Annotated in this window: 32 protein-coding genes; 14 read left to right on the top strand and 18 right to left on the bottom strand. The window is 67.1% G+C overall.

Going from position 1 to position 20991, the window contains the following annotated elements; translation table 11 throughout:
- Positions 1-99: 99 nt before the first annotated feature.
- The 7 genes from SB4_RS07950 to hisB all read right to left on the bottom strand — a co-directional run bounded on the left by SB4_RS07950 (position 100) and on the right by hisB (position 3774).
- Positions 100-477, bottom strand: coding sequence for a histidine triad nucleotide-binding protein (locus SB4_RS07950; protein WP_058752129.1), 378 nt, complete (start codon positions 475-477; stop codon positions 100-102).
- 18 nt (positions 478-495) lie between these two features.
- A complete protein-coding gene (locus SB4_RS07945; protein ID WP_058752128.1) occupies positions 496-810 on the bottom strand; it encodes a phosphoribosyl-ATP diphosphatase in 315 nt (104 codons plus the stop codon).
- Between the two features lie 31 nt (positions 811-841).
- Positions 842-997, bottom strand: a complete 156-nt coding sequence (locus SB4_RS19960) for a hypothetical protein (protein ID WP_193753762.1) — start codon at positions 995-997, stop codon at positions 842-844.
- Positions 998-1095: 98 nt separating this feature from the next.
- Positions 1096-1857: an imidazole glycerol phosphate synthase subunit HisF gene (gene hisF / locus SB4_RS07940; protein ID WP_058752127.1), complete on the bottom strand. Its 762-nt coding sequence runs from the start codon at positions 1855-1857 to the stop codon at positions 1096-1098.
- Positions 1854-2588 carry a 1-(5-phosphoribosyl)-5-[(5-phosphoribosylamino)methylideneamino]imidazole-4-carboxamide isomerase gene (hisA, locus tag SB4_RS07935; protein WP_058732180.1) on the bottom strand — a complete coding sequence of 245 codons (735 nt, stop codon included), beginning with the start codon at positions 2586-2588 and terminating at the stop codon, positions 1854-1856. The genes hisF and hisA overlap by 4 nt, the downstream gene beginning before the upstream one ends.
- Positions 2585-3190, bottom strand: a complete 606-nt coding sequence (gene hisH, locus SB4_RS07930; protein ID WP_058752126.1) for an imidazole glycerol phosphate synthase subunit HisH — start codon at positions 3188-3190, stop codon at positions 2585-2587. The genes hisA and hisH overlap by 4 nt, the downstream gene beginning before the upstream one ends.
- Entirely contained in the window at positions 3187-3774 is a 588-nt protein-coding gene (gene hisB, locus SB4_RS07925) for an imidazoleglycerol-phosphate dehydratase HisB (protein ID WP_058752125.1), read from the bottom strand. Before hisB ends, hisH begins: the two co-directional genes overlap by 4 nt.
- Before the next feature lie 71 nt (positions 3775-3845).
- On the opposite strand from hisB, the gene SB4_RS07920 reads away from it, so the two are divergent.
- Positions 3846-4331 carry an SspB family protein gene (locus SB4_RS07920; RefSeq protein ID WP_042486441.1) on the top strand — a complete coding sequence of 162 codons (486 nt, stop codon included), beginning with the start codon at positions 3846-3848 and terminating at the stop codon, positions 4329-4331.
- A gap of 336 nt (positions 4332-4667) precedes the next feature.
- Complete coding sequence (gene fumC, locus SB4_RS07915) at positions 4668-6059, top strand: class II fumarate hydratase (protein ID WP_058752124.1); 1392 nt, start codon at positions 4668-4670, stop codon at positions 6057-6059.
- A gap of 10 nt (positions 6060-6069) precedes the next feature.
- Here fumC and SB4_RS07910 read toward each other — a convergent pair whose 3' ends face one another.
- A complete protein-coding gene (locus SB4_RS07910) occupies positions 6070-6711 on the bottom strand; it encodes a trimeric intracellular cation channel family protein (RefSeq protein ID WP_058752123.1) in 642 nt (213 codons plus the stop codon).
- Positions 6712-6848: 137 nt separating this feature from the next.
- On the opposite strand from SB4_RS07910, the gene SB4_RS07905 reads away from it, so the two are divergent.
- Complete coding sequence (locus tag SB4_RS07905; RefSeq protein ID WP_058715332.1) at positions 6849-7157, top strand: glycine zipper 2TM domain-containing protein; 309 nt, start codon at positions 6849-6851, stop codon at positions 7155-7157.
- A gap of 188 nt (positions 7158-7345) precedes the next feature.
- Positions 7346-7909, top strand: coding sequence for a glycine zipper 2TM domain-containing protein (locus tag SB4_RS07900; RefSeq protein ID WP_058752122.1), 564 nt, complete (start codon positions 7346-7348; stop codon positions 7907-7909).
- 57 nt (positions 7910-7966) lie between these two features.
- On the opposite strand, the gene SB4_RS07895 is transcribed toward SB4_RS07900, so the two are convergent.
- Entirely contained in the window at positions 7967-8212 is a 246-nt protein-coding gene (locus SB4_RS07895; RefSeq protein ID WP_240954595.1) for a hypothetical protein, read from the bottom strand.
- A 117-nt stretch (positions 8213-8329) separates the two neighbouring features.
- Here SB4_RS07895 and SB4_RS07890 point away from each other — a divergent pair, with 117 nt between their 5' ends.
- The 3 genes from SB4_RS07890 to SB4_RS07880 all read left to right on the top strand — a co-directional run bounded on the left by SB4_RS07890 (position 8330) and on the right by SB4_RS07880 (position 10615).
- Complete coding sequence (locus SB4_RS07890; protein ID WP_058752121.1) at positions 8330-9061, top strand: hypothetical protein; 732 nt, start codon at positions 8330-8332, stop codon at positions 9059-9061.
- Positions 9062-9149: 88 nt separating this feature from the next.
- The gene (gene crcB, locus SB4_RS07885; RefSeq protein ID WP_082670055.1) at positions 9150-9524 is read left to right on the top strand and encodes a fluoride efflux transporter CrcB; all 375 of its coding nucleotides are present in this window, start codon (positions 9150-9152) and stop codon (positions 9522-9524) included.
- Entirely contained in the window at positions 9521-10615 is a 1095-nt protein-coding gene (locus SB4_RS07880) for an RluA family pseudouridine synthase (RefSeq protein ID WP_058732172.1), read from the top strand. Before crcB ends, SB4_RS07880 begins: the two co-directional genes overlap by 4 nt.
- Before the next feature lie 105 nt (positions 10616-10720).
- On the opposite strand, the gene SB4_RS07875 is transcribed toward SB4_RS07880, so the two are convergent.
- The gene (locus tag SB4_RS07875; protein ID WP_058715339.1) at positions 10721-11116 is read right to left on the bottom strand and encodes a glycine zipper 2TM domain-containing protein; all 396 of its coding nucleotides are present in this window, start codon (positions 11114-11116) and stop codon (positions 10721-10723) included.
- A gap of 166 nt (positions 11117-11282) precedes the next feature.
- Here SB4_RS07875 and SB4_RS07870 point away from each other — a divergent pair, with 166 nt between their 5' ends.
- From SB4_RS07870 to SB4_RS07860, 3 genes are read left to right on the top strand one after another with little or no spacing between them, the layout of a single operon-like run.
- A complete protein-coding gene (locus tag SB4_RS07870; RefSeq protein WP_058752120.1) occupies positions 11283-11948 on the top strand; it encodes an HAD-IA family hydrolase in 666 nt (221 codons plus the stop codon).
- Complete coding sequence (locus SB4_RS07865; protein WP_058715341.1) at positions 11945-12160, top strand: hypothetical protein; 216 nt, start codon at positions 11945-11947, stop codon at positions 12158-12160. Before SB4_RS07870 ends, SB4_RS07865 begins: the two co-directional genes overlap by 4 nt.
- Positions 12157-12840 (top strand): ATP12 family chaperone protein, encoded by a 684-nt coding sequence (locus tag SB4_RS07860; RefSeq protein ID WP_058752119.1) that lies wholly within the window; start codon positions 12157-12159, stop codon positions 12838-12840. The genes SB4_RS07865 and SB4_RS07860 overlap by 4 nt, the downstream gene beginning before the upstream one ends.
- Before the next feature lie 32 nt (positions 12841-12872).
- On the opposite strand, the gene gmk is transcribed toward SB4_RS07860, so the two are convergent.
- The 7 genes from gmk to rsmI form a co-directional block, all read right to left on the bottom strand.
- Positions 12873-13535 (bottom strand): guanylate kinase, encoded by a 663-nt coding sequence (gmk, locus tag SB4_RS07855; protein ID WP_193751603.1) that lies wholly within the window; start codon positions 13533-13535, stop codon positions 12873-12875.
- A gap of 80 nt (positions 13536-13615) precedes the next feature.
- On the bottom strand, positions 13616-13825 hold the full coding sequence (locus SB4_RS07850) for a hypothetical protein (RefSeq protein ID WP_058732169.1): 210 nt from the start codon (positions 13823-13825) through the stop codon (positions 13616-13618).
- Positions 13822-14031 carry a hypothetical protein gene (locus tag SB4_RS07845; RefSeq protein ID WP_058752118.1) on the bottom strand — a complete coding sequence of 70 codons (210 nt, stop codon included), beginning with the start codon at positions 14029-14031 and terminating at the stop codon, positions 13822-13824. The genes SB4_RS07850 and SB4_RS07845 overlap by 4 nt, the downstream gene beginning before the upstream one ends.
- A gap of 187 nt (positions 14032-14218) precedes the next feature.
- Entirely contained in the window at positions 14219-15181 is a 963-nt protein-coding gene (gene gshB / locus SB4_RS07840) for a glutathione synthase (protein WP_058752117.1), read from the bottom strand.
- 57 nt (positions 15182-15238) lie between these two features.
- Positions 15239-15625, bottom strand: a complete 387-nt coding sequence (locus SB4_RS07835) for a YraN family protein (RefSeq protein WP_058752141.1) — start codon at positions 15623-15625, stop codon at positions 15239-15241.
- Positions 15626-15781: 156 nt separating this feature from the next.
- Positions 15782-16150, bottom strand: coding sequence for a hypothetical protein (locus SB4_RS07830; RefSeq protein WP_058752116.1), 369 nt, complete (start codon positions 16148-16150; stop codon positions 15782-15784).
- A gap of 59 nt (positions 16151-16209) precedes the next feature.
- Positions 16210-17079: a 16S rRNA (cytidine(1402)-2'-O)-methyltransferase gene (gene rsmI / locus SB4_RS07825; RefSeq protein WP_058715348.1), complete on the bottom strand. Its 870-nt coding sequence runs from the start codon at positions 17077-17079 to the stop codon at positions 16210-16212.
- Here rsmI and SB4_RS07820 point away from each other — a divergent pair.
- Positions 17078-18310, top strand: a complete 1233-nt coding sequence (locus SB4_RS07820) for a penicillin-binding protein activator (RefSeq protein WP_058752115.1) — start codon at positions 17078-17080, stop codon at positions 18308-18310. The genes rsmI and SB4_RS07820 overlap by 2 nt on opposite strands.
- Entirely contained in the window at positions 18307-18636 is a 330-nt protein-coding gene (cutA, locus tag SB4_RS07815) for a divalent-cation tolerance protein CutA (protein ID WP_193753761.1), read from the top strand. The genes SB4_RS07820 and cutA overlap by 4 nt, the downstream gene beginning before the upstream one ends.
- Positions 18637-18698: 62 nt before the next feature.
- On the opposite strand, the gene hemW is transcribed toward cutA, so the two are convergent.
- Entirely contained in the window at positions 18699-19874 is a 1176-nt protein-coding gene (gene hemW / locus SB4_RS07810; RefSeq protein ID WP_058752139.1) for a radical SAM family heme chaperone HemW, read from the bottom strand.
- Here hemW and SB4_RS07805 point away from each other — a divergent pair.
- Together SB4_RS07805 and SB4_RS07800 are read left to right on the top strand one after the other, a co-directional pair.
- The gene (locus SB4_RS07805) at positions 19873-20505 is read left to right on the top strand and encodes a CAP domain-containing protein (RefSeq protein ID WP_241488532.1); all 633 of its coding nucleotides are present in this window, start codon (positions 19873-19875) and stop codon (positions 20503-20505) included. The two genes, hemW and SB4_RS07805, sit on opposite strands and share 2 nt — an antisense overlap.
- 33 nt (positions 20506-20538) lie before the next feature.
- A complete protein-coding gene (locus SB4_RS07800; RefSeq protein WP_058732161.1) occupies positions 20539-20925 on the top strand; it encodes a hypothetical protein in 387 nt (128 codons plus the stop codon).
- Positions 20926-20991: the final 66 nt, after the last annotated feature.

Here is a 20991-nt window from a genome sequence, read left to right as displayed (position 1 = left end):
GGGTTTGGGGAGGGCAGGGTTTCTCGCAGAGCCCATGGCCTGTGGCTTTCCCTCCCCCATCCCCTCCCGCTTGCGGGAGGGGAGCGGCAAGAGGCTCCGTCAGCGCGCGAGCATCGGACCCAACGGCTTACCCGCCAGGATATGGATATGAAGATGCGGCACTTCCTGCCCCGCATCTACCCCGATATTGGCCAGCAGCCGGTATCCCGGCTCCACCGCGCCAGCCTCTCGCGCGACATGGCCGACGGCGCGGACGAACCCGGCAATCTCTGCCTCGCTGGCGCGGGCCGAGAAATCGTCCCACGACACATAGGCCCCGCGCGGGATCACCAGAATATGCGTCGGCGCATGCGGCGCGATGTCGTGAAAGGCGACCGCCCATTCATCTTCGTAGACCCGCTTCGACGGAATTTCGTCGCGCAGAATCTTCGCGAAGACATTCTGGTCGTCATAGGGCAGCGTGGCGTCGATCGGCATCGAAACTCTCCAAGGGGTTTAGCGCGGTCGCGCAGCCTTTTCGTCGTGACCCGACACACCCTCGCGACGCGCCAGTTCGGCGCGAACATCGTCGAGCGTGTGGCCGGTATCGGCCAGCAGGACGATCAGATGGAACATCAGGTCGGCGGCCTCTGACACGATCTTGTCGGGCTGGGCCATGGCGGCGATGACGGTTTCGACTGCTTCCTCGCCCAGCTTCTGCGCGATCTTGGGGCGTCCCTTCGCGAACAGGCTGGCGGCATAGGAAGTGGCGGCGTCGCCTGCGTCGCGGCGCGCGCGGATCGTGGCTTCGAGGCGGTCGAACATGTCCATGGCGGCTGGGTGGCGCGGGGCGGCGTCCGCGTCAATCCTTGCGGTTGCGGCGGCGCATCGCGCGGCGAAGAAACCAGATCGCGCCGATCGCGAAGACGAGTAGCGCGATGTCCGACAGCTCAGGGTGGGTGCGGACGCGGATGATGCCGCTATGGCCGTTGGCGGGGGTCATGATCGCAAGGGGCATGGGGGGATTTTAGCAGCGTCTGCCCGACCGGTCATCCAAGGGATTCTGGTTCACGCGAAGCCGCGATGACGCGAAGATTTTTTGGGTTCGCGCGAAAATCAATGCGCTCGAACCGGCACCCCCGCCGCCGCCAGCGCCCGGTGGGCATCGGCAATCGAGGCATCGCCGAAGTGGAAGATCGACGCCGCCAGCACCGCCGAGGCATGGCCGTCGCGCACGCCCGCGACCAGATCGTCCAAGCCGCCGACGCCGCCCGACGCCACCACCGGCACGCTGGTTCGGTCGGCGATGGTGCGGATCAGATCGAGGTCGTACCCGCCGCGCGTCCCGTCCCGGTCCATCGAGGTGACGAGCAACTCGCCCGCGCCCAGCTCGGCCAGGCGCAGCGCGTGCTCGACCGCATTGATCCCGGTCGCGCGCCGCCCGCCATGGGTAAACACTTCCCAGCCGGTCGCCGTCCGCCGCGCGTCGACGCTGGCAACGCAGCACTGGCTGCCAAATCGCTCGGCGATGTCGGAGACGACTTGCGGGTTACTGACGGCGGCGGAGTTGACCGCCACCTTGTCCGCGCCCGCCAGCAGCAGCGCACGCGCATCCTCTGCCGTGCGCACACCGCCGCCCACGGTCAGCGGCATGAAGCACACCGCCGCCGTACGCCGCACCACGTCCAGGATCGTGCCGCGCGCCTCATGGCTGGCGGTGATGTCGAGGAAGCACAGCTCGTCCGCGCCCGCTGCATCATAGGCGCGCGCCTGTTCGACCGGATCGCCCGCATCGATCAGATCGACGAAGTTGACGCCCTTGACGACGCGCCCATTGGCAACGTCGAGACAGGGGATGACGCGCGCGCGGACGGTCATGCCGCCGCCGCCACCGACAGCGCCGCCGCCAGATCGAGCCGCCCGTCATAGAGCGCGCGGCCGGTGATGACCCCTTCCACGCCGTCCTGATGATGGAGCGCCAGCATATGGATGTCGCCAATCCCCGCCACGCCGCCGCTGGCGATGACCGGGATACGCACCGCGCGCGCCAGATCGACGGTGGCGGGCACGTTGCAGCCCTTCAACATTCCGTCACGGCCGACATCGGTGAACAGCAGCGAGGCGACGCCCGCATCCTCGAACCGGCGGGCGAGATCCTCGACCGAGACGGTCGACACATCCGCCCAGCCGCGCGTGGCGACCATGCCATCCTTGGCATCGACCGCGACGACGATCCCGCCGGGATAGGCCTTGGCCATGTCCCGCACGAAATCGGGATTCTCCAGCGCTGCGGTGCCGATCACGACGCGCGAGACGCCCAGGTCGAACCAGCGCTCGACATTTTCCGGCTTGCGGATGCCGCCGCCCAGCTGGACATGGCCGGGAAAGGCTTTGACGATCGCCTGCACCGCCTCGCCATTGACCGACTCGCCCGCGAACGCGCCATCGAGGTCGACGACATGCAGATGCTGAGCGCCCGCCTCGGCGAACAGCATCGCCTGATGGGTGGGATCGTCGCCATAGACGGTGGCGCGGTCCATATCGCCCTCGGCCAGACGGACGACTTGGCCGCCCTTCAGGTCGATGGCGGGGAAGACGATCAAGCTCACGGATGCCACTCCAGGAAACGGGTGAGGAAGGAGAGGCCATAACGCTGGCTCTTCTCAGGGTGGAATTGCGCGCCGACCACCGTGTCGCGACCGATCGCGGCGGTGACGGGACCGTCATGGTCGGTGGTCGCCAGCACATGCTCGCCGGTAAAGGCGTAGCTGTGGAGGAAATAGGCCTCGCCCGGCACGATCAGCGGATGCTCGCGGGTCGGGCGGACATCGTTCCAGCCCATATGGGGCACCTTGGCGGCAGGATCGGCGGGCGTAAGTCGCGTGACTCGGCCGGGAATCCAGCCCAAGCCCCGATGCTCGCCCATTTCATCGCTGGCGTCGGCGAGCAACTGCATGCCCACGCAAATGCCCAGGAACGGCCGCGCGCGGGTGAGGGCGGCGTCGCGCAACGCTTCCTCCAGTCCGTCGACCGCGCGCAAATTCGCCGCGCACGCCCCGAACGCGCCGACACCCGGCAGCACGATACGGTCGGCTTTCGCGATCACATCCGGGTCGGCGGTGATGACGACATCGCTCGCCCCCGCCGCGCGCAGGGCATTGTCGACCGAGTGGAGATTACCCGACTCGATGTCGATCAGCGCCAGCGTCACAGCATGCCCTTGGTCGAGGGGATGGCGTCGGCCTTGCGCGGGTCGATCTCGACCGCCATGCGCAGGGCACGGGCGAGCCCCTTGAAGATGCTCTCGGCGATGTGATGGTTGTTGTGGCCGTGCAGCAGCTCGACGTGCAGCGTGATGCCCGCCTCCTGCGCGAAGCTGTGGAACCAGTGCTCGATCATCTCGGTCTGGAGCGTGCCCAGCATCGGATTGGTGAACGGCACCTTCCACACCAGCCAGGGGCGGCCCGAAATGTCGAGCGCGGTGCGGGTCAGCACCTCGTCCATCGGCGACAGCGCTTCGCCGTAGCGGTAGATGCCACGCTTGTCGCCCAGCGCCTTGGCAAAGGCCTGTCCGATCGCCAGCGCGCTGTCCTCGGTGGTGTGGTGCCCGTCGATATGCAGGTCCCCCTGAACCTTGACCGACAGGTCGATCAGCGAATGCCGCGACAGCTGGTCGAGCATATGGTCGAGAAACCCGATGCCGGTGGCGTTCTGATAGACGCCGGTGCCGTCGAGATTGACGGTGACGTCGATGACGGTTTCCGCGGTGGCGCGGTGGACGGTGGCGGTGCGCATGGCATCCCCATAAACACCTATCCGTCCCATGCAATCTTGACCCGCGATCAAAGGCCGCTAGTCCAAGGGGCATGACCGAAGGATTGCCCGACAGCCTCATCCCCTATGACGACATCGTGCAGGAGGCCCTGCGCGCCGTGGTGGGGCGTGTGCTCGGCCCGGTGGCGGAGACGGGGCACCTGCCCGGCACGCACCATTTCTATATCACCTTCAAGACGCAGGCGCCGGGTGTCGATATCCCGCAGCGGCTGGTCGAGCGGTTCCCCGACGAAATGACCATCGTCCTGCAGAATCGCTTCTGGGACCTGACGGTGGACGAGAATCGCTTCTCGGTCGGCCTCAGCTTCAATCAGGTGCCGTCGAAGCTGGTGATTCCCTATTCGGCGATCACCCGCTTCCAGGACCCCGAGGTTCAGTTCGAGCTGGGTTTCCACGTCGCCGACGATCCCCAGAGCGATCCCGATCCGCACGGTTCGGCCGAGAATGACGAGCCGGTCGCCAAGCCGGTCGAGGACGGCAGCAACGTCGTCGCGGTGGATTTCAAGCGGAAGAAGTAAGGTCGCAGAGGACGGAGAGGCGGCCCGCCCGCTGATGTCGGCAGACCTGCCCCCACGATCCTGTTGAGGCAGGATGCGGTGGCCGAACGCCATACCCCTCGCGTTCTCCGCGCCTCCGCGCGAATCAAATCTTCCTTGTTCCCCGGCGAAGGCCGGGGCCCAGGCTCCACCAAGTATAAGGCGCGCCACGCGATTGCGTGGGAGGCGAGTGCCAAACTTTATCGAGTGCGCAAAGCAACTGGACCCCGGCCTCCGCCGGGATGGGCCTTCTAGAAGAAGGCGCGGGCTCCTAAACTGATCGGGAACCCAATCCCCATCCGGTGAGTCGCCTACGTCATGACCCAGACCCGCACCGAAACCGACTCGATCGGCCCGATCGAAGTCCCCGCCGACGCCTATTGGGGCGCGCAGACCGAGCGTAGCCTCGAAAACTTCCCCTTCGGCGAACGGGAGCGGATGCCGGTCGGAATCGTCCATGCGCTGGCCATCGTCAAAAAGGCCGCGGCGCGAATCAACCGGGGCCATGGCCTCGCCGCCGACAAGGCCGATGCCATCGAGGCAGCGGCGCAGGAGGTGATCGACGGGCGGCACGACGACCAATTCCCACTCGTCATCTGGCAGACCGGCTCGGGCACCCAGTCCAACATGAACGCCAATGAGGTTATTGCGGGTCGCGCCAACGAGATGCTGACCGGCACGCGTGGCGGCAAGTCACCCGTCCATCCCAATGACGACGTCAATCGCGGCCAGTCGTCCAACGATACCTTCCCCACCGCGCTGCATGTCGCTGCTGCGCTGGCCGTGACGAAGCAGCTCTTCCCCGCGCTCGACCGGCTGCACACGGCGCTGGACGCCAAGGCGAAGGAATGGGACTCGATCGTCAAGATCGGCCGCACCCATTTGCAGGATGCGACGCCGCTGACCCTGGGCCAGGAATTTTCCGGCTATGTGCAGCAACTCGCCAACGCCCGCGACCGGATCGAGGGGACGCTCCACCGCAATATCCTGCCGCTGGCGCAAGGGGGGACGGCGGTCGGCACCGGGCTGAACGCGCCGCATGGCTTTGCCGAGGCTATCGCGGCGGAGATCGCCGAGGCGACCGGCCTCGACTTCGTGAGCGCGCCCAACAAGTTCGAGGCGCTGGCCAGCAATGACGGGCTGGTCGACCTGCACGGCACTTTGAACGTCCTGGCGGTCGCGCTGACCAAGATCGCCAACGATATCCGCCTGCTGGGCTCAGGTCCGCGCTCGGGACTGGGCGAGCTGGAACTGCCCGCCAACGAGCCGGGCAGCTCGATCATGCCGGGCAAGGTCAATCCCACCCAGTGCGAGATGCTGACCATGGTCGTCGCCCAGGTGATCGGCAACAACGCGGCCGTCACGGTCGGCGGGTTGCAGGGGCATCTGGAGCTCAACGTCTTCAAGCCGCTGATCGGGGCGAATGTGCTGCGCTCGATCCATCTGCTGGCGGTCGGCATGGAGAGCTTTGCGACACGCACGGTCGAGGGGATGACGGTCAATCGCGACCGGATCAGCGAACTACTCGACCGCTCGCTGATGCTGGTGACCGCGCTGGCACCCGAGATCGGGTACGACAATGCCGCGAAGATCGCCAAGCACGCGCACCAGAAAGGGCAGACGTTGAAGGAGGCCGGGCTGGAACTCGGGCTTGTCGATGAGGCGACTTTCGACCGGGTGGTGCGGCCGGAACTGATGCTGGGGCGGTGAGGGTCGGGTCTTACCCCCGATCTTCCCACCCCTTGGCCGGATAGGCGGGCAGGGCGATCCGGTAATGGATCGCCGCTCCGCGCAGCAGGAAACCCGCGAGCGCCGCGATCGGCCCCGCGCCCGGGACGCCCAGTTGCATCAGCACCACATAGCTGGTCGAGGCGAGCGCGGCAGCGGTGACGTATAGCTCGGGCCGCATCAGGATCGACGGTTCGCCCGCGATCACGTCGCGAATAATGCCTCCCACACAGGCCGAGACCACGCCCAGCATCGCCGCCGGAATCGGCGGGATGCCATAGCCGCTGGCCTTCGCCGCGCCATAGACGGCGTAGGCCGCCAACCCCACCGCATCGAACCAGTCGAGCGCGCTGCCCCGCCACCAGCGCTCCGGTGTCGCCCAGACCGCGACTGCCACGATCAGGCAGACGAGCGGCACCCGCGCGTCATGCACCCAGAAGACCGGCGCATCGATCAGCAGGTCGCGCAGCGTGCCACCGCCGACACCGGTGATGAGCGCGAAGAAGACCAGCGTGACCATCGTCTGGCGATGCTTGGCCGCCACCAGCGCACCCGACACCGCGAAGACGGCCAGCCCCGCCAGGTCGAGCCAGGGCATCACGGCGGGCAGCATGGCGGTCGGTTGGGGCAGCATCACGGGCGACCCTAGAGGGGCTTTCCTCCTCCGGAAAGACCGTCAGCGACATGAACGCGACGTTATCTCACGTTCATGCAACGGACAGTAGAATTGGAACGTTACGGCGTCAGAACACATCGAAAAGGAAGTTTGTCATGCGGAAATTGATGCTTGCCCTGGGCTGCACCGCCATGGTCGTCCCTTCGCTCGTCCTCCCGGCCACCGCCGCCGATGCGCAGCGTCGCTATAAGTATCGCGAGTGGCGCGACGATCGCGGTCGCGTTCGCTGCCGCAAGCCCGACGGCACCACTGGCCTGGTGGTCGGCGGCGTTGCCGGTGCGCTGCTGGGTCGCACGATCGATACGCGCGGCGACCGCACGCTGGGTACGCTGGGCGGTGCTGCCGTCGGCGCATTGGCCGGTCGCGAGATCGAACGCGGCACCAGCAATCGTCGCTGCCGCTAAGAAAGTTCTTCCCCGTCGGGAAGCAAAGGGGCGTCACCTTCGGGTGGCGCCCTTTCTCGTTTCATGATCTGTTGAGGGTGACAGAACAGATCGCCCTGTATTGCCGGTGAACATGACGTAGTTTCCTGTTCACGCAACATTGCGGGATGGCGCGGGTTCTATTCTCCATCATCAACGGGAGTTCAGTTATGCGTATCGCTCTGTTGTCGGCGACGATCGCCGCCACCGCCTTTGCGGCCATTCCTGCCGAGGCGCAGCGCACTGGCTGGGAAGCGCGCCAGGAATATCGCGAAGATGTTCGCGACGCCCGCCGCGACTATAACCGCGACGTCCGCAACGCCGATTCGCGCCGCGACATCCGCGAGGCCCGGCGCGAATATCGCGAAGACATTCGCGACGCGCGCAAGGATTATCGCAAGGATATGCGGAACGTCCGCTGGCGCAATTACGACTATAACCGCTTCGAGCCGGGCCAGCGCGGCTACTATCCCGAGCGTTATTATCGTGACGGCCGCTATTATCAGCCGCGCGCGCTGGGCCGCAACGATCGCATCTATCGGGGCATGAACGGCCGTTATTATTGTCGTCGCAACGACGGCACGACCGGCCTGGTGATCGGTGGTCTGGCGGGCGGCGCGCTGGGCAATGTGATCGCGGGCGGCGGCTCGCGCCTGCTGGGCACCGTGATCGGTGCGGGCGGCGGCGCGCTGCTGGGCCAGCAGATCGATCGCGGTCAGGTCCGCTGCCGCTAAGTCGCCTTGGCGACCAAAAGCACGGCCCGGTGGGAAAGCCCGCCGGGCCGTTTGCTGTTAGATGAACCCGCCGCCCAGCATCAGGCGAAGACCGAAGATCAGGATGAGGATCAGGTTCAGATTGCGCCCCGTGTCGCGTGACGACAGCGCGCCGACCGCCGCGCCGATGATCGCGATGGGAATGACGAACCAATAGCCCCAGGCAAAGAAGGGCAGGAACGGCACGATCCCCAGCACGAGGGCGACCAGGCCGATGAGGATGGAAAACAGGTTCAGCATGACCCGAAAGATGGCGACCGTCATGCCGGACTGCAAGAACCGCGCGGTGCCTTGCCCTGTCATCCCGCGCTGGGACGAACAGGTGCGCCTTCGGAGCCGGTCGTTAAGGATCGGACCGCATCCCCATGCTAAGGCACGGTCATGATGGCCAAGATGCGACCGCTGCTGATTCCGCTGGGATGCCTGTTACTTGCCGCGTGCGGCGGCAAGTCGGACGATGATGGGCAGCTCAATGCGCTCGACAAGGAACTCGCCGCGATGAACGACGGCAGTCCTGCCCGCGACCCGCAGTTGCGCGAGGCGCTGGCCGGTCAGATCATGGTCGATCCCGGCCTGACCCAGACCTCCAACGCCAATGCCGTGCGTCCGCCCAACCGGCCTGCCAGCGACACGGTGCCGTCCATGCCCTTGCCCGCCGACCCGGTCGATCCGCGCACGCTGAAGGCCGCGCCCGCCGCCTCGCGCGATTGCCCCGAATGCCGCGCCTCGGCAGGGGCGTTCACGCTGGCGGCCAAGGCGGGGCAGCAGGCTGCCAACGCTGCCTGCCTGTCGGGTCTGCGTTACTCGGCTGGCTGGGCGCAGCGGCTGCCGGGTGCCTTCGCCCCCTATCCGGGCGCGCAGGTCGCGGAGGCGGCGGGCAACGACGCCAACGCCTGCGCCTTTCGCATCGTGTCGCTGCGCACCGCCGCGCCGCCGGCCAAGGTCATCGACTATTATTACACCCGCGCCAGCGGGGCAGGGTATACCACCGAGCACAAGATGGACGGCGGGCAGCATGTGCTGGGTGGCACGCGGGGCGGGGCGGCGTACATGGTCTATGCCACCCCGCGCGATGGCGGCACCGATATCGATCTGGTGGTGAAGGGCGGGTAGAAAGTACTGCCCTTGCAGGGGAGGAATAGAATGCCCATCCGCTTGTCCTTTGCGTGAAACGCGGCGTTGCGCTAAGGGCGGCAGAATTATGTCACCGCTTCTACTCGTGATGCTGGGCGGCGCGCTGGGCTCGGGGGCCAGGCATCTGACCGGGCGGTTCATGCTCCAGACGTTCGGACCGGACTTTCCCTATGGCACGCTGACCGTCAACTGGGTGGGCGGCCTGCTGATGGGCGTGCTGGCCGGAGTGCTCGCGCGCCATGGCGGGTCCGAGGGGTGGCGCATGTTCATCGGCGTCGGGATATTGGGGGGCTTTACCACCTTCTCCTCCTTCTCGCTCGATACCATCACGTTGATCGAACGTGGCCAGGTGACGGTCGCGCTCGGTTATATCGCCTTGTCGTTGCTGGGTTCGCTGGCCGCGTTGTGGGCCGGACTTTCGATTACAAGGATGTTTGCATGACGGACTCGGTCCGCCAATTCACGGTCGGCTATGACGATGACGGTATCCGGCTGGACCGCTGGTTCAAGCGGCATATGCCCGACACCAGCTTCACCACGGTCGCCAAATGGGCGCGTACCGGCCAGCTGCGCGTCGATGGCCTGCGCGCGACGCCGGGCGACCGGATCGCGGCGGGCCAGGTGCTGCGCGTGCCCCCCGCCGAGCCCGCTTTGGCCGAAAGCAGCAAGCCGACGATGCGCCCGCGCCATATCCTGTCCGAGGATGAGGAGTCGTTTGCGCGCGAGATGGTGATCCACAAGGATCGCGACGCCCTGGTCCTGAACAAGCCGCCCGGCCTGGCGACGCAGGGCGGGACCAAGACGACCACCCATGTCGACGGCCTGCTCGATGCGTTGCAGTTCGAGGCGGAGGGGCGGCCCAAGCTGGTCCACCGGCTGGACAAGGATACGTCGGGCGCGCTGCTGGTCGCGCGCAACGCCCGCGCGGCGGCGTTCTTTGCCAAGGCCTTTTCGGGGCGCACCGCCAAGAAGATCTATTGGGCGCTGGTCGTCGGTGTGCCCTCGATCGATGACGGCACGATCGAACTGCCCATCGCCAAGCAGCCGGGCACCGGCGGCGAAAAGATGCATGTCGACGAGGAAAACGGCCAGTCGGCACGCTCACGTTACCGCGTGATCGAGCGCGCGGGCAACAGCTGCTGCTGGGTCGAGTTGCAGCCGTTTACCGGCCGCACCCACCAGCTGCGCGTGCATATGGCGGCGATCGGTCACCCGATCGTCGGCGATGGCAAATACGGCGGCGCGGCGGCGTTCCTGACCGGCGGGATCAGCCGCAAGATGCATCTGCACGCGCGCCGCATACGCGTCGACCATCCCGATGGCGGCCGCATCGACCAGACCGCCGAACTGCCGACCCACTTCGCCGAATCGATGAACCAGCTCGGCTTCGACGAGATTCGCGGCGACGTCCTGCCCCAGGACGAGGATCGCGGCCCGCCGCCCAAGGACGTGCTGAAGCAGCGCGCCAAGGCCCACGCCAAACAATATCGCAAGGAGCGGCGCGGCGAGCGGCGGGGCCGGGGCGCACGCTGACCTGATCCTCCCCGGCACGGGGAGGATCGAGCATAACGAAAGCCCCGCCGACCTGGGTCGACGGGGCTTTCGATGTCATGGGAGGGGGCTTTGCGCCCCGTCCCGTTAGCGACGGCAATAGCCGGGGTTGTTCGACTTTTCGATCGCGTTACCGGCCAGCGCACCGGCGCCACCGCCCAGGATCGTGCCGAGGGTACGGTCGCCCCGGGTGTCGATGGTGCGGCCCAGCAGGCCACCGGCGATCGCGCCGACGATGGTGCCCGTGGTGCCGTTGTTGCAGCGCTGCGGACCGCGATAGGCATAGCCGCGTTGGTCGTAATAGCCGCGATCACCCCGATAGCCGCGATCGTAACGCGGACCACGGTTGTAACCGTCCGAATAGGCATCGCCATAGGCGCGGTCGTAGCGGTCATAATAACGCTGCGCCGAGGCAGCGGTCGGAACCATAGCCGTGGCGCCGACGGCAAGGGCGGCGGCAGCGAGCGAGAGCTTCTTGAACATCACAATCTCCCTTGATCTTCAAACCGGCGGCGGCGGGGTGATTCCCGTCGTCGTTGAAGCCCTTATGGGTGATTCGCCATGTTCCGATGCTGAATGCGGTTGTTAGCTGTTGTTCATGCGAAACGTCATGCTTCCCCCCATGCGGGCTTGCCGATAGGAGGGGGCGATGACGCGCCCGCGCCTTGCCCTGTTCGATTGCGACGGCACCCTGGTCGATAGCCAGGCCAATATCTGCCTCGCCGCCGTGGAGGCGTTCAGCCTTTCCGGCCTGACCCCACCACCCGCCGCCGCGATTCGCCGAATCGTCGGGCTCAGCCTGGTCGAGGCGATGCGCGTGCTCGCGCCGCAGGAGAGCGAGGCGGCGCACCATCAGTTGGCAATGGATTACAAGGCGGCGTTCTTCCGCCTGCGCACGGAGGGGGCGATGGAGCCCGAGCCCCTTTTCGAGGGCATTCCCGCGCTGCTCGACCATCTGGCGGCGCAGGGTTGGCTGATGGGCGTGGCGACGGGCAAGTCGGATCGCGGTCTGGCGCGGGTGCTCGCCGAACACGGGCTGGCGCATCATTTCGTGACCTTGCAGACCGCCGATCGGCATCCGTCGAAGCCCGACCCCTCGATGATACTGGCCGCCATGGCCGATACCGGGGTTGCGGCGGAGGACGTGGCGATGATCGGCGACACCAGCTTCGACATGGCGATGGGCAAGGCGGCGGGCGCGTTCGCGGTCGGCGTCGCCTGGGGCTATCATGACGTGCATGAACTGGTGAGCGCGGGCGCCGAGGTCGTGGCGCAAGAGGTGGCGGACCTGCCCGCCCTGCTGGTGCGCGCATGAGCCGCGAAAGCCTGGCCCGGCGGCGCTGGTTCATCATCATGGGCGTGCGCCTGATCGGCGTGGCGGGCGCATTGTTCGGTGTGGTGCTGGCGTCGCGCGGGGTGGCGTGGCCGCACAAGGCGCTGGGCGTCGCCATCGTCTTTTCCGCGCTGGGCATGATCGCGGTGGTGCCGACCGGCCTTGCCCATCGCTGGCGGAGTGACGGCGAATGAAGCGGTTCTGGAAAGGCGTCACCGTCGATGCCGAGCGAGTCGTGCGATTGGACGACCGGCCGGTGCGCACGCCGGGCCGGGTGCCGCTGGCGCTACCGACGCCTGCGCTGGCCGAGGCGGTGGCGGACGAGTGGCGCGGTGTAAAGGAAACGGTCGATCCGCGTGCCATGCCGCTGACCGGGTTGGCCAATGCGGCGATCGACCGGATCGCGGCGGACCCGGCCCCCTTTGCCGAGGGGCTGGCGCGTTACGCGGAGACCGATCTGCTCTGCTACCGCGCCGATTCGCCGCCCGAACTGGTGGAGCGACAGGATGCGGTCTGGAACCCGCTGCTCGACTGGGCGCGGGATCGCTATGACGTCCATTTCACGCTGGTGACCGGCATCATGCACCAGCCCCAGCCCGAGGCGACCGTCGAGCGGCTGGGCCAGGCGGTGGCGGTGCTCGATCCGTTCCGGCTGGCGGCGCTCTCTCCGGTGGTGACGATCACCGGATCGCTGGTGTTAGGCCTGGCCCTGCTGGAGGGCGCGGCGGATGCGGATGGCGTGTGGCAGGCCGCTCATGTCGACGAGGATTTCCAGGCCGAGATATGGGGCGAGGATTATCTCGCGATCGAGGCGCGCGAGGCCAAGCGGCGGGAATATGACGCGGCGGTCCGGTTCCTAGGAGCGCTGGCGTAACCAGCGCGCTGGGCGGACCACCATCGAAAGCGTCAGTGCTTCGTCGTCAGCTTCCGAATGAACCCGATCAGCCCGGTCTGGCGCGAGCGCTTCAGCCGTTCGGCCTGGAGGATGGTCTTCACCCCCTGGAAGCATTGCTCGACATCGTCATTGACCAGGACATAGTCATAGCCGTCCCAGTGGCTGACCTCGTTGGCCGCGCGGGCCATGCGGGCGTCGATCACCTCGACCGAGTCGGTCGCGCGCCGCTCGAGTCGCTGGCGCAGTTCCTCCATTGAGGGGGGGAAGATGAACACGCGGACCACGTCGCCGCCCGCGATCTGGAACAGCTGCTGCGCGCCCTGCCAGTCGATGTCGAACAGCACGTCCTTGCCGGCGGCCAGCATCGCCTCGACCTGTGCGCGCGGCGTGCCATAGCGGTTGTCGAAGACATGCGCCCATTCGAGGAACTCGTCATTCGCCACCATGCGGCGAAATTCCTCGAGGTCGACGAAATGATAGTCCTTGCCGTCGACTTCGCCCGGCCGCATCCCGCGCGTCGTGGCCGAAACCGACATCTGCAGGCCGTCATCATCGGCCAGCAGCTTGCGCGCGATCGTCGACTTGCCCGCACCAGAGGGCGAGGACAGCACGAACAACATGCCGCGGCGCTTCAGCTTGTGGGGATCGTCGGGATGGGCGGGCGAATTGGACATGCCTGCCTTTGACGCACGCAATCGCAGCGCGTCAAGACATGCTTGACGCGCTGCGGCATGGGGAATGGACGAAAGTCTTGTTAGTAGCGGCCGCTCGCGGCCTTGTTCGCCTTATGCCGGTCATACGCCTTCTTGGCAGCATAACCGCCGCCGAGCAGCAGACCCAGCGGGCCCAGGCGGCGCATCCCGCCCACGGCCAGCGCGCCGATGGCGGCACCCTTGAGGCCGTCATTGCCTTCACGACGGCTGACTTCGCGCCCAACGAGCGCCCCAATGATACGTCCGATCATGCTGTCTCTCCGAAAACCCGGTCCTTGATCTCGCCCGCGCCGCGCAACACCGCCCAGCCGACCGCGTAGGTGATGGCGAGCGGCAGCACTATCTTCAGGACATTAGCGGTCACCGCACCGATGACCGCGCCGTCGGCGACACCGTCGTCGCCCGACATGCCGTCGATGGCGGCGCCCACCATGGCGCCAATGGTCGTTGCACCCATGCTCTTGCCCTTCCTTGCTCGGCGGAGAAAAGCATGGAGAGGGGGATGGGTTCCGCCCTGCATCATTCCGCCCCTGCAAGGGGAGGGGGACCAGTAAAGCTGGTGGAGGGGTGTCGCCCCTATCGAGAGCGGGACACCCCTCCGTCGCACTACGCGCGCCACCTCCCCTTCAAGGGGAGGAAAAAAGTTACGCCTTGGCCGCGACCTTCGCCTCGATCGCGTCCCAGATCAGACCCGCGACATCCGTTCCGTCGAATTTTTCGATCGCGACGATGCCGGTGGGAGAGGTGACGTTGATCTCGGTCAGCCATTCGCCGCCGATCACGTCGATGCCGACGAACAGCAGCCCGCGCCGCTTCAATTCCGGCCCCAGCACCGCACAAATTTCGCGCTCACGCTCGGTCAACTCGGTCTTCTGCGCCGAGCCGCCGACCGCCAGGTTGGAGCGGATTTCGCCCTCGCCCGGCAGGCGGTTGATCGCGCCCGCGACCTCACCGTCGATCAGGACGATGCGCTTGTCACCCTTGGCCACGGCGGGAAGGAAGGCCTGTACCATATGCGGTTCGCGGTACGCGGTGTTAAACACCTCGATCAGCGCGGACAGGTTCGCGCCGTCGCGGCCGACCTTGAAGATCGCCTTGCCGCCATTGCCGTGCAGCGGCTTGATGACGATCTCGCCATGCTGGGCCAGGAAGGCACGCGCCTCGTCGAGCGAGCGGGTGACCAGTGTCGGTGGCATGAACTGCGGATAGTCGAGCACGAAGACCTTTTCCGGCGCGTTGCGCACGCTGCGCGGATTGTTGACGACCAGCGTCTTCTCGGCGACCCGCTCCAGCAGATGGGTAGCGGTGATATAGCCCAGGTCGAAGGGCGGGTCCTGTCGCATCAGCACGACATCGGCCTCGTCGCCCAGGTCCAGCTTGACGGGTTCGCCGAAGCTATAGTGATCCCCTGCGACCCGCTGCACGGTGACGGGATGCGCGCTGGTCCAGAGATGTCCGTCCGACCAGTTGAGGTCGCCCGCATCGTAATGGAACAGCCGGTGCCCGCGCGCCTGTGCCGACAGCATCAGCGCGAAGGTCGAGTCCCCTGCGATGTTGATCTGGTCCATCGGGTCCATCTGGACGGCGACGGTCAGCGGCTTCGACATGGGGGCTTCCTTCCTTGGGGTGTTGCGGACGGGAGGTAATCGCTGCCTGCGTGCCTGTCACCCGCACCATGCGTTTTCGATATGGCGCGGCCGCGTGCCCGGCGCGAGCAGGATGACATCGACGCGAATGTCATCGCCCGGCCCGGCATAGCTCGGCATCAGTATTTCGGCGGCCGCGGCCACCCGCGCCAGCCGCCGCTCGTCGATCGCGAAGTCCAGCTCGGCGGCGGTCTTGCGCGTCTTGACCTCGACAAACGCGACCAGCGACCCGCGCCGGGCGATCAGGTCGACCTCGCCCGCAGGCGTGCGCACCCGACGGTCGAGGATGGTCCAGCCCTTTAGGCGCAGCCACCAGGCGGCGAGGCGTTCGCCGCGACGGCCGGATTGTTCGGCCTGAAGGCGACGTGGATCAGATACTTTTTTGGTCGGTTGCGGGCGCGCCATGAGGCATGCTTGCAGCGAAGCATAGGGGATCGCAAGCAGGGCTGGCCAACACGCAAAATTCAGGGGCTGGGCCATCATTGCATCGGCCTGTTCGGCGTCATCCGTAAAGCGAGTCAACGGGCGCTCTACGGCGAGGGCGGCTCCTGCCTGCCCTTCTCAGGCCGCCAATTCCTCCGGAGCCGTCAGCCAGGCCAGACTGTCCGCCGCAGTGTCGAACACCCGCAGATAGGGCTGGGTCATCAGCCGCCGGATCTGCTGGCGGCCGACTGCGCTGCCGTTGATCATCGCGATCCGGCTGGCGCGGGGGAAGTCGCGCAGGGCCTCGTGCACGGTCATGATCGCGTCCTTGGGCTGGACCGTGATTGCGGACATGTCGATGCGCAAGCGATAGCCGGGGCGAAAGCCGCTGTGCCGAAAGGCGTTCAGCAACTCATGGGCATAGCGCCGGGCGATCTCGGGCGTGAACAGCCCGTTCCAGCTTATATCCAGCAGATTGATGTCATGGCGAAAGGTGAAGGCGTACATGGCGGCTCCTGCTTATGTTCTTGCGCCGCCGACTCTTGCCGAATCGCTAATGCCCGAGCCTAATCGCCTGAATTATCGCCCTTCATCGCCAGAGCACGGGCATAAAGCGCCTTACGGTCCAGCCCCAGCGCCTTGGCGACCTCGCTGGCTGCACGACCGACGGGCAGGCGGGTGAGCGCCTCGGCCAGGGCAGTATCCGCATCCTGCTCGGTCGCCGGGGGCGCTTCGCCGGGCGGCGCCACGACGATGGCGATTTCGCCTTTGGGGCCACCTTCGGCATAGCGCGCGGCGAGGGTGGAGAGGGTGCCGGTCACCGCCTCCTCGAACTTCTTGGTGATCTCGCGCGTCACCGCCGCCTCGCGGTCGCCCAGCCCTTGGGCCAGCGCGGTCAACGTCGCCGCCAGACGGGGACCCGATTCGTAGAGGACCAGGGTGGCGCGGATCGTGGCAATCTCGGCAATGGCATCGGCGCGCGCCTTTTCCTTGGGCGGCAGGAAGCCCGCGAACAGGAAGCGGTCGGTCGGTAGACCGGCCAGCGTCAGCGCGGCGATGGCGGCGCACGGGCCCGGAATCGTCACCACGGCATGGCCCGCCGCGCGCGCGTCGCGCACAAGTTTGTATCCGGGATCGGAGATCAGCGGAGTTCCCGCGTCCGACACCAGCGCCACCGCCTGAGTCGCCATCCGCGCGATCAGGCCGGGGCGGACATGCTCGGCATTATGGTCGTGATAGGGCTGCATGGGCCGCTTGACGCCGATATGGCGGAGCAGTCCGGCGGTCACGCGGCTGTCCTCGACCGCGATGACATCGGCGTTTGTCAATATGTTGGCCGCGCGCGGGGACAGATCGCCGAGATTGCCGATCGGGGTCGCGACGATGTACAGCCCGGGTTCGAGAGTGTGTTCAGGTTGGGTCACGGGGATCGTCATGACAGAGGCAAGGCTGTTCGTACAACCGGGGGCCGCAGATTCGGGCGCTCCCCAGATTCGGGTCCGGTGGTGGGGGCGCGGTGTCGCGCTGGCGACGACGCTGATGCTCGCGGCGTGCCAGACGATCGTTCCGCGTGGGCCGGTCGACCAGCAGCCGACCGGTCCCGCCCCCTCCAGGCCGCGCCCCTCGACCGAGGTCGAACCAGGCCTGCCGCGCGACACCGCGCGCCACCGCGTCGCGCTGCTCGTGCCATTGTCGGGCAGCAATGCCGGGGTGGGGCAGTCGATCGCCAACGCGACGATGATGGCGCTGCTCGATGCGCAGGCGGACACGATCCGAATCACCAATTACGACACCACGCCCGGCGCGGCGGCGGCGGCGCAAAAGGCGATCGCCGAGGGCGCGCAACTGATCCTGGGGCCATTGCTGTCCGAGGATGTCCGCGCGGTCGCCCCCATCGCCCGTGCCGCGCGCGTGCCGGTCATCAGCTTCTCCAACGATAGCGGCGTGGCGGGGGGCGGCACCTATCTGATGGGCTATACCCCCGCCCAGTCGATCGAGCGGGTGGTCGACTATGCGCGCGGGCGCGGCGTCACGACCTTTGCCGGGCTCGTCCCCAACGGCCTGTATGGCGAGCGCGCGTCCACCGCGTTCCTGCGCGCGGTCGAAGGCGCGGGGGGGCAGGTCGTCTCGCTCCAGCCTTATGGCCGGGTGGCGGGCGGCGTCGCGGCGGCGGCGCAGCGGCTGAACGCCAAGGCTCCCTATGACGCTGTGCTGATCGCCGATGGCGGCGCGACCGCGGCGGCGGCGGCCCCGATCATCAAGCGCGGCTCCGGCGCGACGACGCGGCTCTTGGGGACCGAGCTGTGGAATTCGGAATCGGGCATCGCCGCGCGCGCGCCGCTCAACGGCGCCTGGTTCGCGAGCGTGTCGAATGCGCTCTACCGGCAATATGCGACCAAATACCGCGCCCGGTTCAAGACGGCGCCCTATCGCCTGTCGAGCCTGGGCTACGACTCGGTCCTGCTGACGGTGCGGATCGCCCGCGACTGGAAGATGAACGCGCCCTTCCCCGAAGCGCGCCTGCGCGCGTCAGACGGGTTCGCCGGCATCGACGGCGCCTTCCGCTTCGGCCGCGACGGCGTGGCCGAACGCGCGCTGGAAGTGCAGGAAATCCGCGACGGCACCGCAGTGACGGTTTCGCCCGCGCCGACCGGATTCGGGGGGTGAGTCCAGACGACGACGAAGCGCTTCTGGTAACGTGCGCGGCCTCCTCTCAAGGCGAGGCCGCCGCGATTGCCACGGTGCTGGTCGAGCGGCGGCTGGCTGCCTGCGTTCAGGCTGGGCCGATCGAAAGCTGGTATCGTTGGGACGGGCAGGTCCGCCACGATCCCGAGATCATGCTGCACATCAAGACGGTGCGGGGGCGTTTTGCCGAGCTGTGCGAGGCGATCACGGCACTGCACAGCTACGATGTGCCGGAAATCATCGCGACGCCGATCATAGAGGGCGCGCCGACCTACCTCGCCTGGCTGCGCGAGGCGGTGCGCGATTAAGGTCTGATCCGACGAATCTGGTTCAGTAGGGCGGTGCCGTTTCCACGGGCGTGGACCAGACCCTAATCATCCGTCACCACCAGATCGCGCAGGATCGCGTCCAGCAGCAGGGCGCCCGCATCAGTGACGATCAACCGGTCGCCATCGCGCCGGATTAGCCCCTGTGCAGCCATTCGCGTCGCGGCGTCCTCGTTCACCATCGGTCGTCCTTCGGCAAGGGCGGTGACGCGGGACAGGTCGACGCCTTCGGTCAGGCGCAGGCCCATGACCAGCGCTTCGGTCGCGCGGGTGACGGGGGGGAGGCTTTCCTCCTGTTCGATGCCGTGGCCGTTGCGGTCGACCGCCGTCATCCAGTTTTCCGGCTTCTTGCGCCGGACCGTCGCCACGCCTTCTCGCCGACCATGCGCGCCGGGGCCGATCCCGGCATAGTCGCCATAGCGCCAATAGGTCAGGTTGTGGCGACTCTCCGCGCCGGGCGCGGCGTGATTGGACGTTTCATAGGCGGGCAGGCCGGCGGCGGCGGTGATGCTGCGCGTCGTCTCGAACAGATCGGCGGCGGCGTCGCCGTCGGGGATCACCAGCCGCCCGGCGGCGGCTTCGGTGTGGAAGCGCGTGCCGGGTTCGATCGTCAGCTGGTAGAGCGACAGATGCTCGGTGCCATAGCCGATCGCGCGGGTCAGCTCGGCCTCCCAGTCGGGTAGCGGCTGACCGGGGCGGGCATAGATCAGGTCGAAGCTGACGCGTCCGAACAGGCCTTGCGCGGTCTGGAGCGCGCGCAGCGCCTCGTCGACGCCGTGCGCGCGGCCGAGGAAGTGCAGCGGCTGATCATCCAGCGCCTGCACGCCCAGCGAGGCGCGGTTGACCCCGGCGGCGGCCAGGTCGGCGAAGCGCGCCGCCTCGACCGAGGAGGGGTTGGCCTCCAGCGTGATCTCGATATCCTCCGCAAAGCCCCAATGGCGCTCGGCCGCGTCGAGGATCGCGGCGACCGTGGAGGGCGGCATCAGCGACGGCGTGCCGCCGCCAAAGAAGATCGACGTCAGCCGCCGCCCGGGCAGGGCCTCCGCCTCATGCGCCAGATCGGCGAGCAGCGCCTTGGCCCAGGCGGCCTGGTCCACCGACTCGCGGACATGGCTGTTGAAGTCGCAATAGGGACATTTGGAGACGCAGAAGGGCCAGTGGACATAGAGCGCGAGCGGGGAGGGAGCCGATGACGAACGGGACGATATTGCGGAGGACATGATGTCGCCCGATATGGCGGCGATGCGCACGCTTCGCCATCTCTTATCGATTCCCATCCTCGCCGCCACCTTTGCGATCGTGCTGGCGGCTTGTGGTCCCGTCGTGCCGTCGCAGACCGGCGGTGTCGAGAGCCCGCCCGCTCGGGTGGTCGAGGAACGCGCCTCCGACACGCCGACGGCGCGGGGGGCAGGGCTGTTGCGTCGGGCGATGCTCGAGGGGCACCGCGCGGCGCGCGCGTCGGTGGGCCTGCCGCCGCTGAGCTGGGACGAAGGGCTGGCCGCCAGCGCGCTCGCCTATGCGCAGGAGATGGCGCGGACCGGCCGCTTTCAGCATGCCGAACAGCCGCAGGGGCCGACCCGGCAGGGCGAGAATTTGTGGACCGGTACGCGCGGCGCCTATCGCTATGACGAGATGATGGGCCATTGGCTGGCCGAGCGGAGCAATTTCGTGAACCTGCCGGTGCCGCAATCCAGCCGGACGGGCCAGTTCGGCGATGTCGGCCATTACACCCAGATCGTTTGGGCCCGGTCTACGGCGGTCGGTTGCGCGATGGCGAGCAATGCGGACGACGACTTCCTCGTTTGTCGCTATAGCCCCACCGGTAACGTCTTTGGCGAGCGGGCTTTCTGACTCAGGCCGGGACGGACGAAAGGTTTGACGCACATGGCCAATCCCTATGATCCGATGGCGTGGCTCGCCTTCTGGACCGCGCCTGCTCGCTTCGCCGTGATGGCGAGCGAAGCGATGCTGAGCGCGCAGAGCGTGATCGCGACTCGCATGGGGGCGATGGCGACGGGCACCTCTTCGATCGCGGAGATGACGTTGATGGTCAGCGAGAAGGTGAAGGCCTTCGACCAGTCGGCCAAGGTCTGGAACCGCGATCAGGCGGCGCTGTCGCGATTGTCGCAGCATGACCCGCGCGGCGGGGTCATCGATGCGTGGGAAACGATGGCGCGTGCCATGCTGATCGGCGCATCAATGCCGGTCCAGGCCATGGCACCGGTGCACCGGGCGGTAACCGCGAACCAGAAGCGGCTGGCGAAGGGATAGGGTATTTCCTCCCCTTGCAGGGGAGGTGACAGGCCGTCAGGCCTGACGGAGAGGTGTCTCGCCCTC

Source organism: Sphingomonas sanguinis, from assembly GCF_001476905.1.
GTDB classification, from domain to species: domain Bacteria; phylum Pseudomonadota; class Alphaproteobacteria; order Sphingomonadales; family Sphingomonadaceae; genus Sphingomonas; species Sphingomonas sanguinis_B.
Note: the sequence above shows the minus strand (reverse complement) of the source record. Positions and strands in the feature narration are given on the sequence as shown.

Bases quoted from the DNA above. Each gene is read 5' to 3' on its own strand.
- SB4_RS07950 (WP_058752129.1), bottom strand. From the start codon at position 477: ATGCCGATCGACGCCACGCTGCCCTATGACGACCAGAATGTCTTCGCG.
- SB4_RS07945 (WP_058752128.1), bottom strand. From the start codon at position 810: ATGGACATGTTCGACCGCCTCGAAGCCACGATCCGCGCGCGCCGCGAC.
- SB4_RS19960 (WP_193753762.1), bottom strand. From the start codon at position 997: ATGCCCCTTGCGATCATGACCCCCGCCAACGGCCATAGCGGCATCATC.
- hisF (WP_058752127.1), bottom strand. From the start codon at position 1,857: ATGACCGTCCGCGCGCGCGTCATCCCCTGTCTCGACGTTGCCAATGGG.
- hisB (WP_058752125.1), bottom strand. From the start codon at position 3,774: ATGCGCACCGCCACCGTCCACCGCGCCACCGCGGAAACCGTCATCGAC.
- SB4_RS07920 (WP_042486441.1), top strand. From the start codon at position 3,846: ATGACCGAAGGATTGCCCGACAGCCTCATCCCCTATGACGACATCGTG.
- fumC (WP_058752124.1), top strand. From the start codon at position 4,668: ATGACCCAGACCCGCACCGAAACCGACTCGATCGGCCCGATCGAAGTC.
- SB4_RS07910 (WP_058752123.1), bottom strand. From the start codon at position 6,711: ATGCTGCCCCAACCGACCGCCATGCTGCCCGCCGTGATGCCCTGGCTC.
- SB4_RS07905 (WP_058715332.1), top strand. From the start codon at position 6,849: ATGCGGAAATTGATGCTTGCCCTGGGCTGCACCGCCATGGTCGTCCCT.
- SB4_RS07900 (WP_058752122.1), top strand. From the start codon at position 7,346: ATGCGTATCGCTCTGTTGTCGGCGACGATCGCCGCCACCGCCTTTGCG.
- SB4_RS07895 (WP_240954595.1), bottom strand. From the start codon at position 8,212: ATGACGGTCGCCATCTTTCGGGTCATGCTGAACCTGTTTTCCATCCTC.
- SB4_RS07890 (WP_058752121.1), top strand. From the start codon at position 8,330: ATGATGGCCAAGATGCGACCGCTGCTGATTCCGCTGGGATGCCTGTTA.
- crcB (WP_082670055.1), top strand. From the start codon at position 9,150: ATGTCACCGCTTCTACTCGTGATGCTGGGCGGCGCGCTGGGCTCGGGG.
- SB4_RS07880 (WP_058732172.1), top strand. From the start codon at position 9,521: ATGACGGACTCGGTCCGCCAATTCACGGTCGGCTATGACGATGACGGT.
- SB4_RS07875 (WP_058715339.1), bottom strand. From the start codon at position 11,116: ATGTTCAAGAAGCTCTCGCTCGCTGCCGCCGCCCTTGCCGTCGGCGCC.
- SB4_RS07870 (WP_058752120.1), top strand. From the start codon at position 11,283: ATGACGCGCCCGCGCCTTGCCCTGTTCGATTGCGACGGCACCCTGGTC.
- SB4_RS07865 (WP_058715341.1), top strand. From the start codon at position 11,945: ATGAGCCGCGAAAGCCTGGCCCGGCGGCGCTGGTTCATCATCATGGGC.
- SB4_RS07860 (WP_058752119.1), top strand. From the start codon at position 12,157: ATGAAGCGGTTCTGGAAAGGCGTCACCGTCGATGCCGAGCGAGTCGTG.
- gmk (WP_193751603.1), bottom strand. From the start codon at position 13,535: ATGTCCAATTCGCCCGCCCATCCCGACGATCCCCACAAGCTGAAGCGC.
- SB4_RS07850 (WP_058732169.1), bottom strand. From the start codon at position 13,825: ATGATCGGACGTATCATTGGGGCGCTCGTTGGGCGCGAAGTCAGCCGT.
- SB4_RS07845 (WP_058752118.1), bottom strand. From the start codon at position 14,031: ATGGGTGCAACGACCATTGGCGCCATGGTGGGCGCCGCCATCGACGGC.
- gshB (WP_058752117.1), bottom strand. From the start codon at position 15,181: ATGTCGAAGCCGCTGACCGTCGCCGTCCAGATGGACCCGATGGACCAG.
- SB4_RS07835 (WP_058752141.1), bottom strand. From the start codon at position 15,625: ATGGCGCGCCCGCAACCGACCAAAAAAGTATCTGATCCACGTCGCCTT.
- SB4_RS07830 (WP_058752116.1), bottom strand. From the start codon at position 16,150: ATGTACGCCTTCACCTTTCGCCATGACATCAATCTGCTGGATATAAGC.
- SB4_RS07820 (WP_058752115.1), top strand. From the start codon at position 17,078: ATGACAGAGGCAAGGCTGTTCGTACAACCGGGGGCCGCAGATTCGGGC.
- rsmI (WP_058715348.1), bottom strand. From the start codon at position 17,079: ATGACGATCCCCGTGACCCAACCTGAACACACTCTCGAACCCGGGCTG.
- SB4_RS07805 (WP_241488532.1), top strand. From the start codon at position 19,873: ATGATGTCGCCCGATATGGCGGCGATGCGCACGCTTCGCCATCTCTTA.
- hemW (WP_058752139.1), bottom strand. From the start codon at position 19,874: ATGTCCTCCGCAATATCGTCCCGTTCGTCATCGGCTCCCTCCCCGCTC.
- SB4_RS07800 (WP_058732161.1), top strand. From the start codon at position 20,539: ATGGCCAATCCCTATGATCCGATGGCGTGGCTCGCCTTCTGGACCGCG.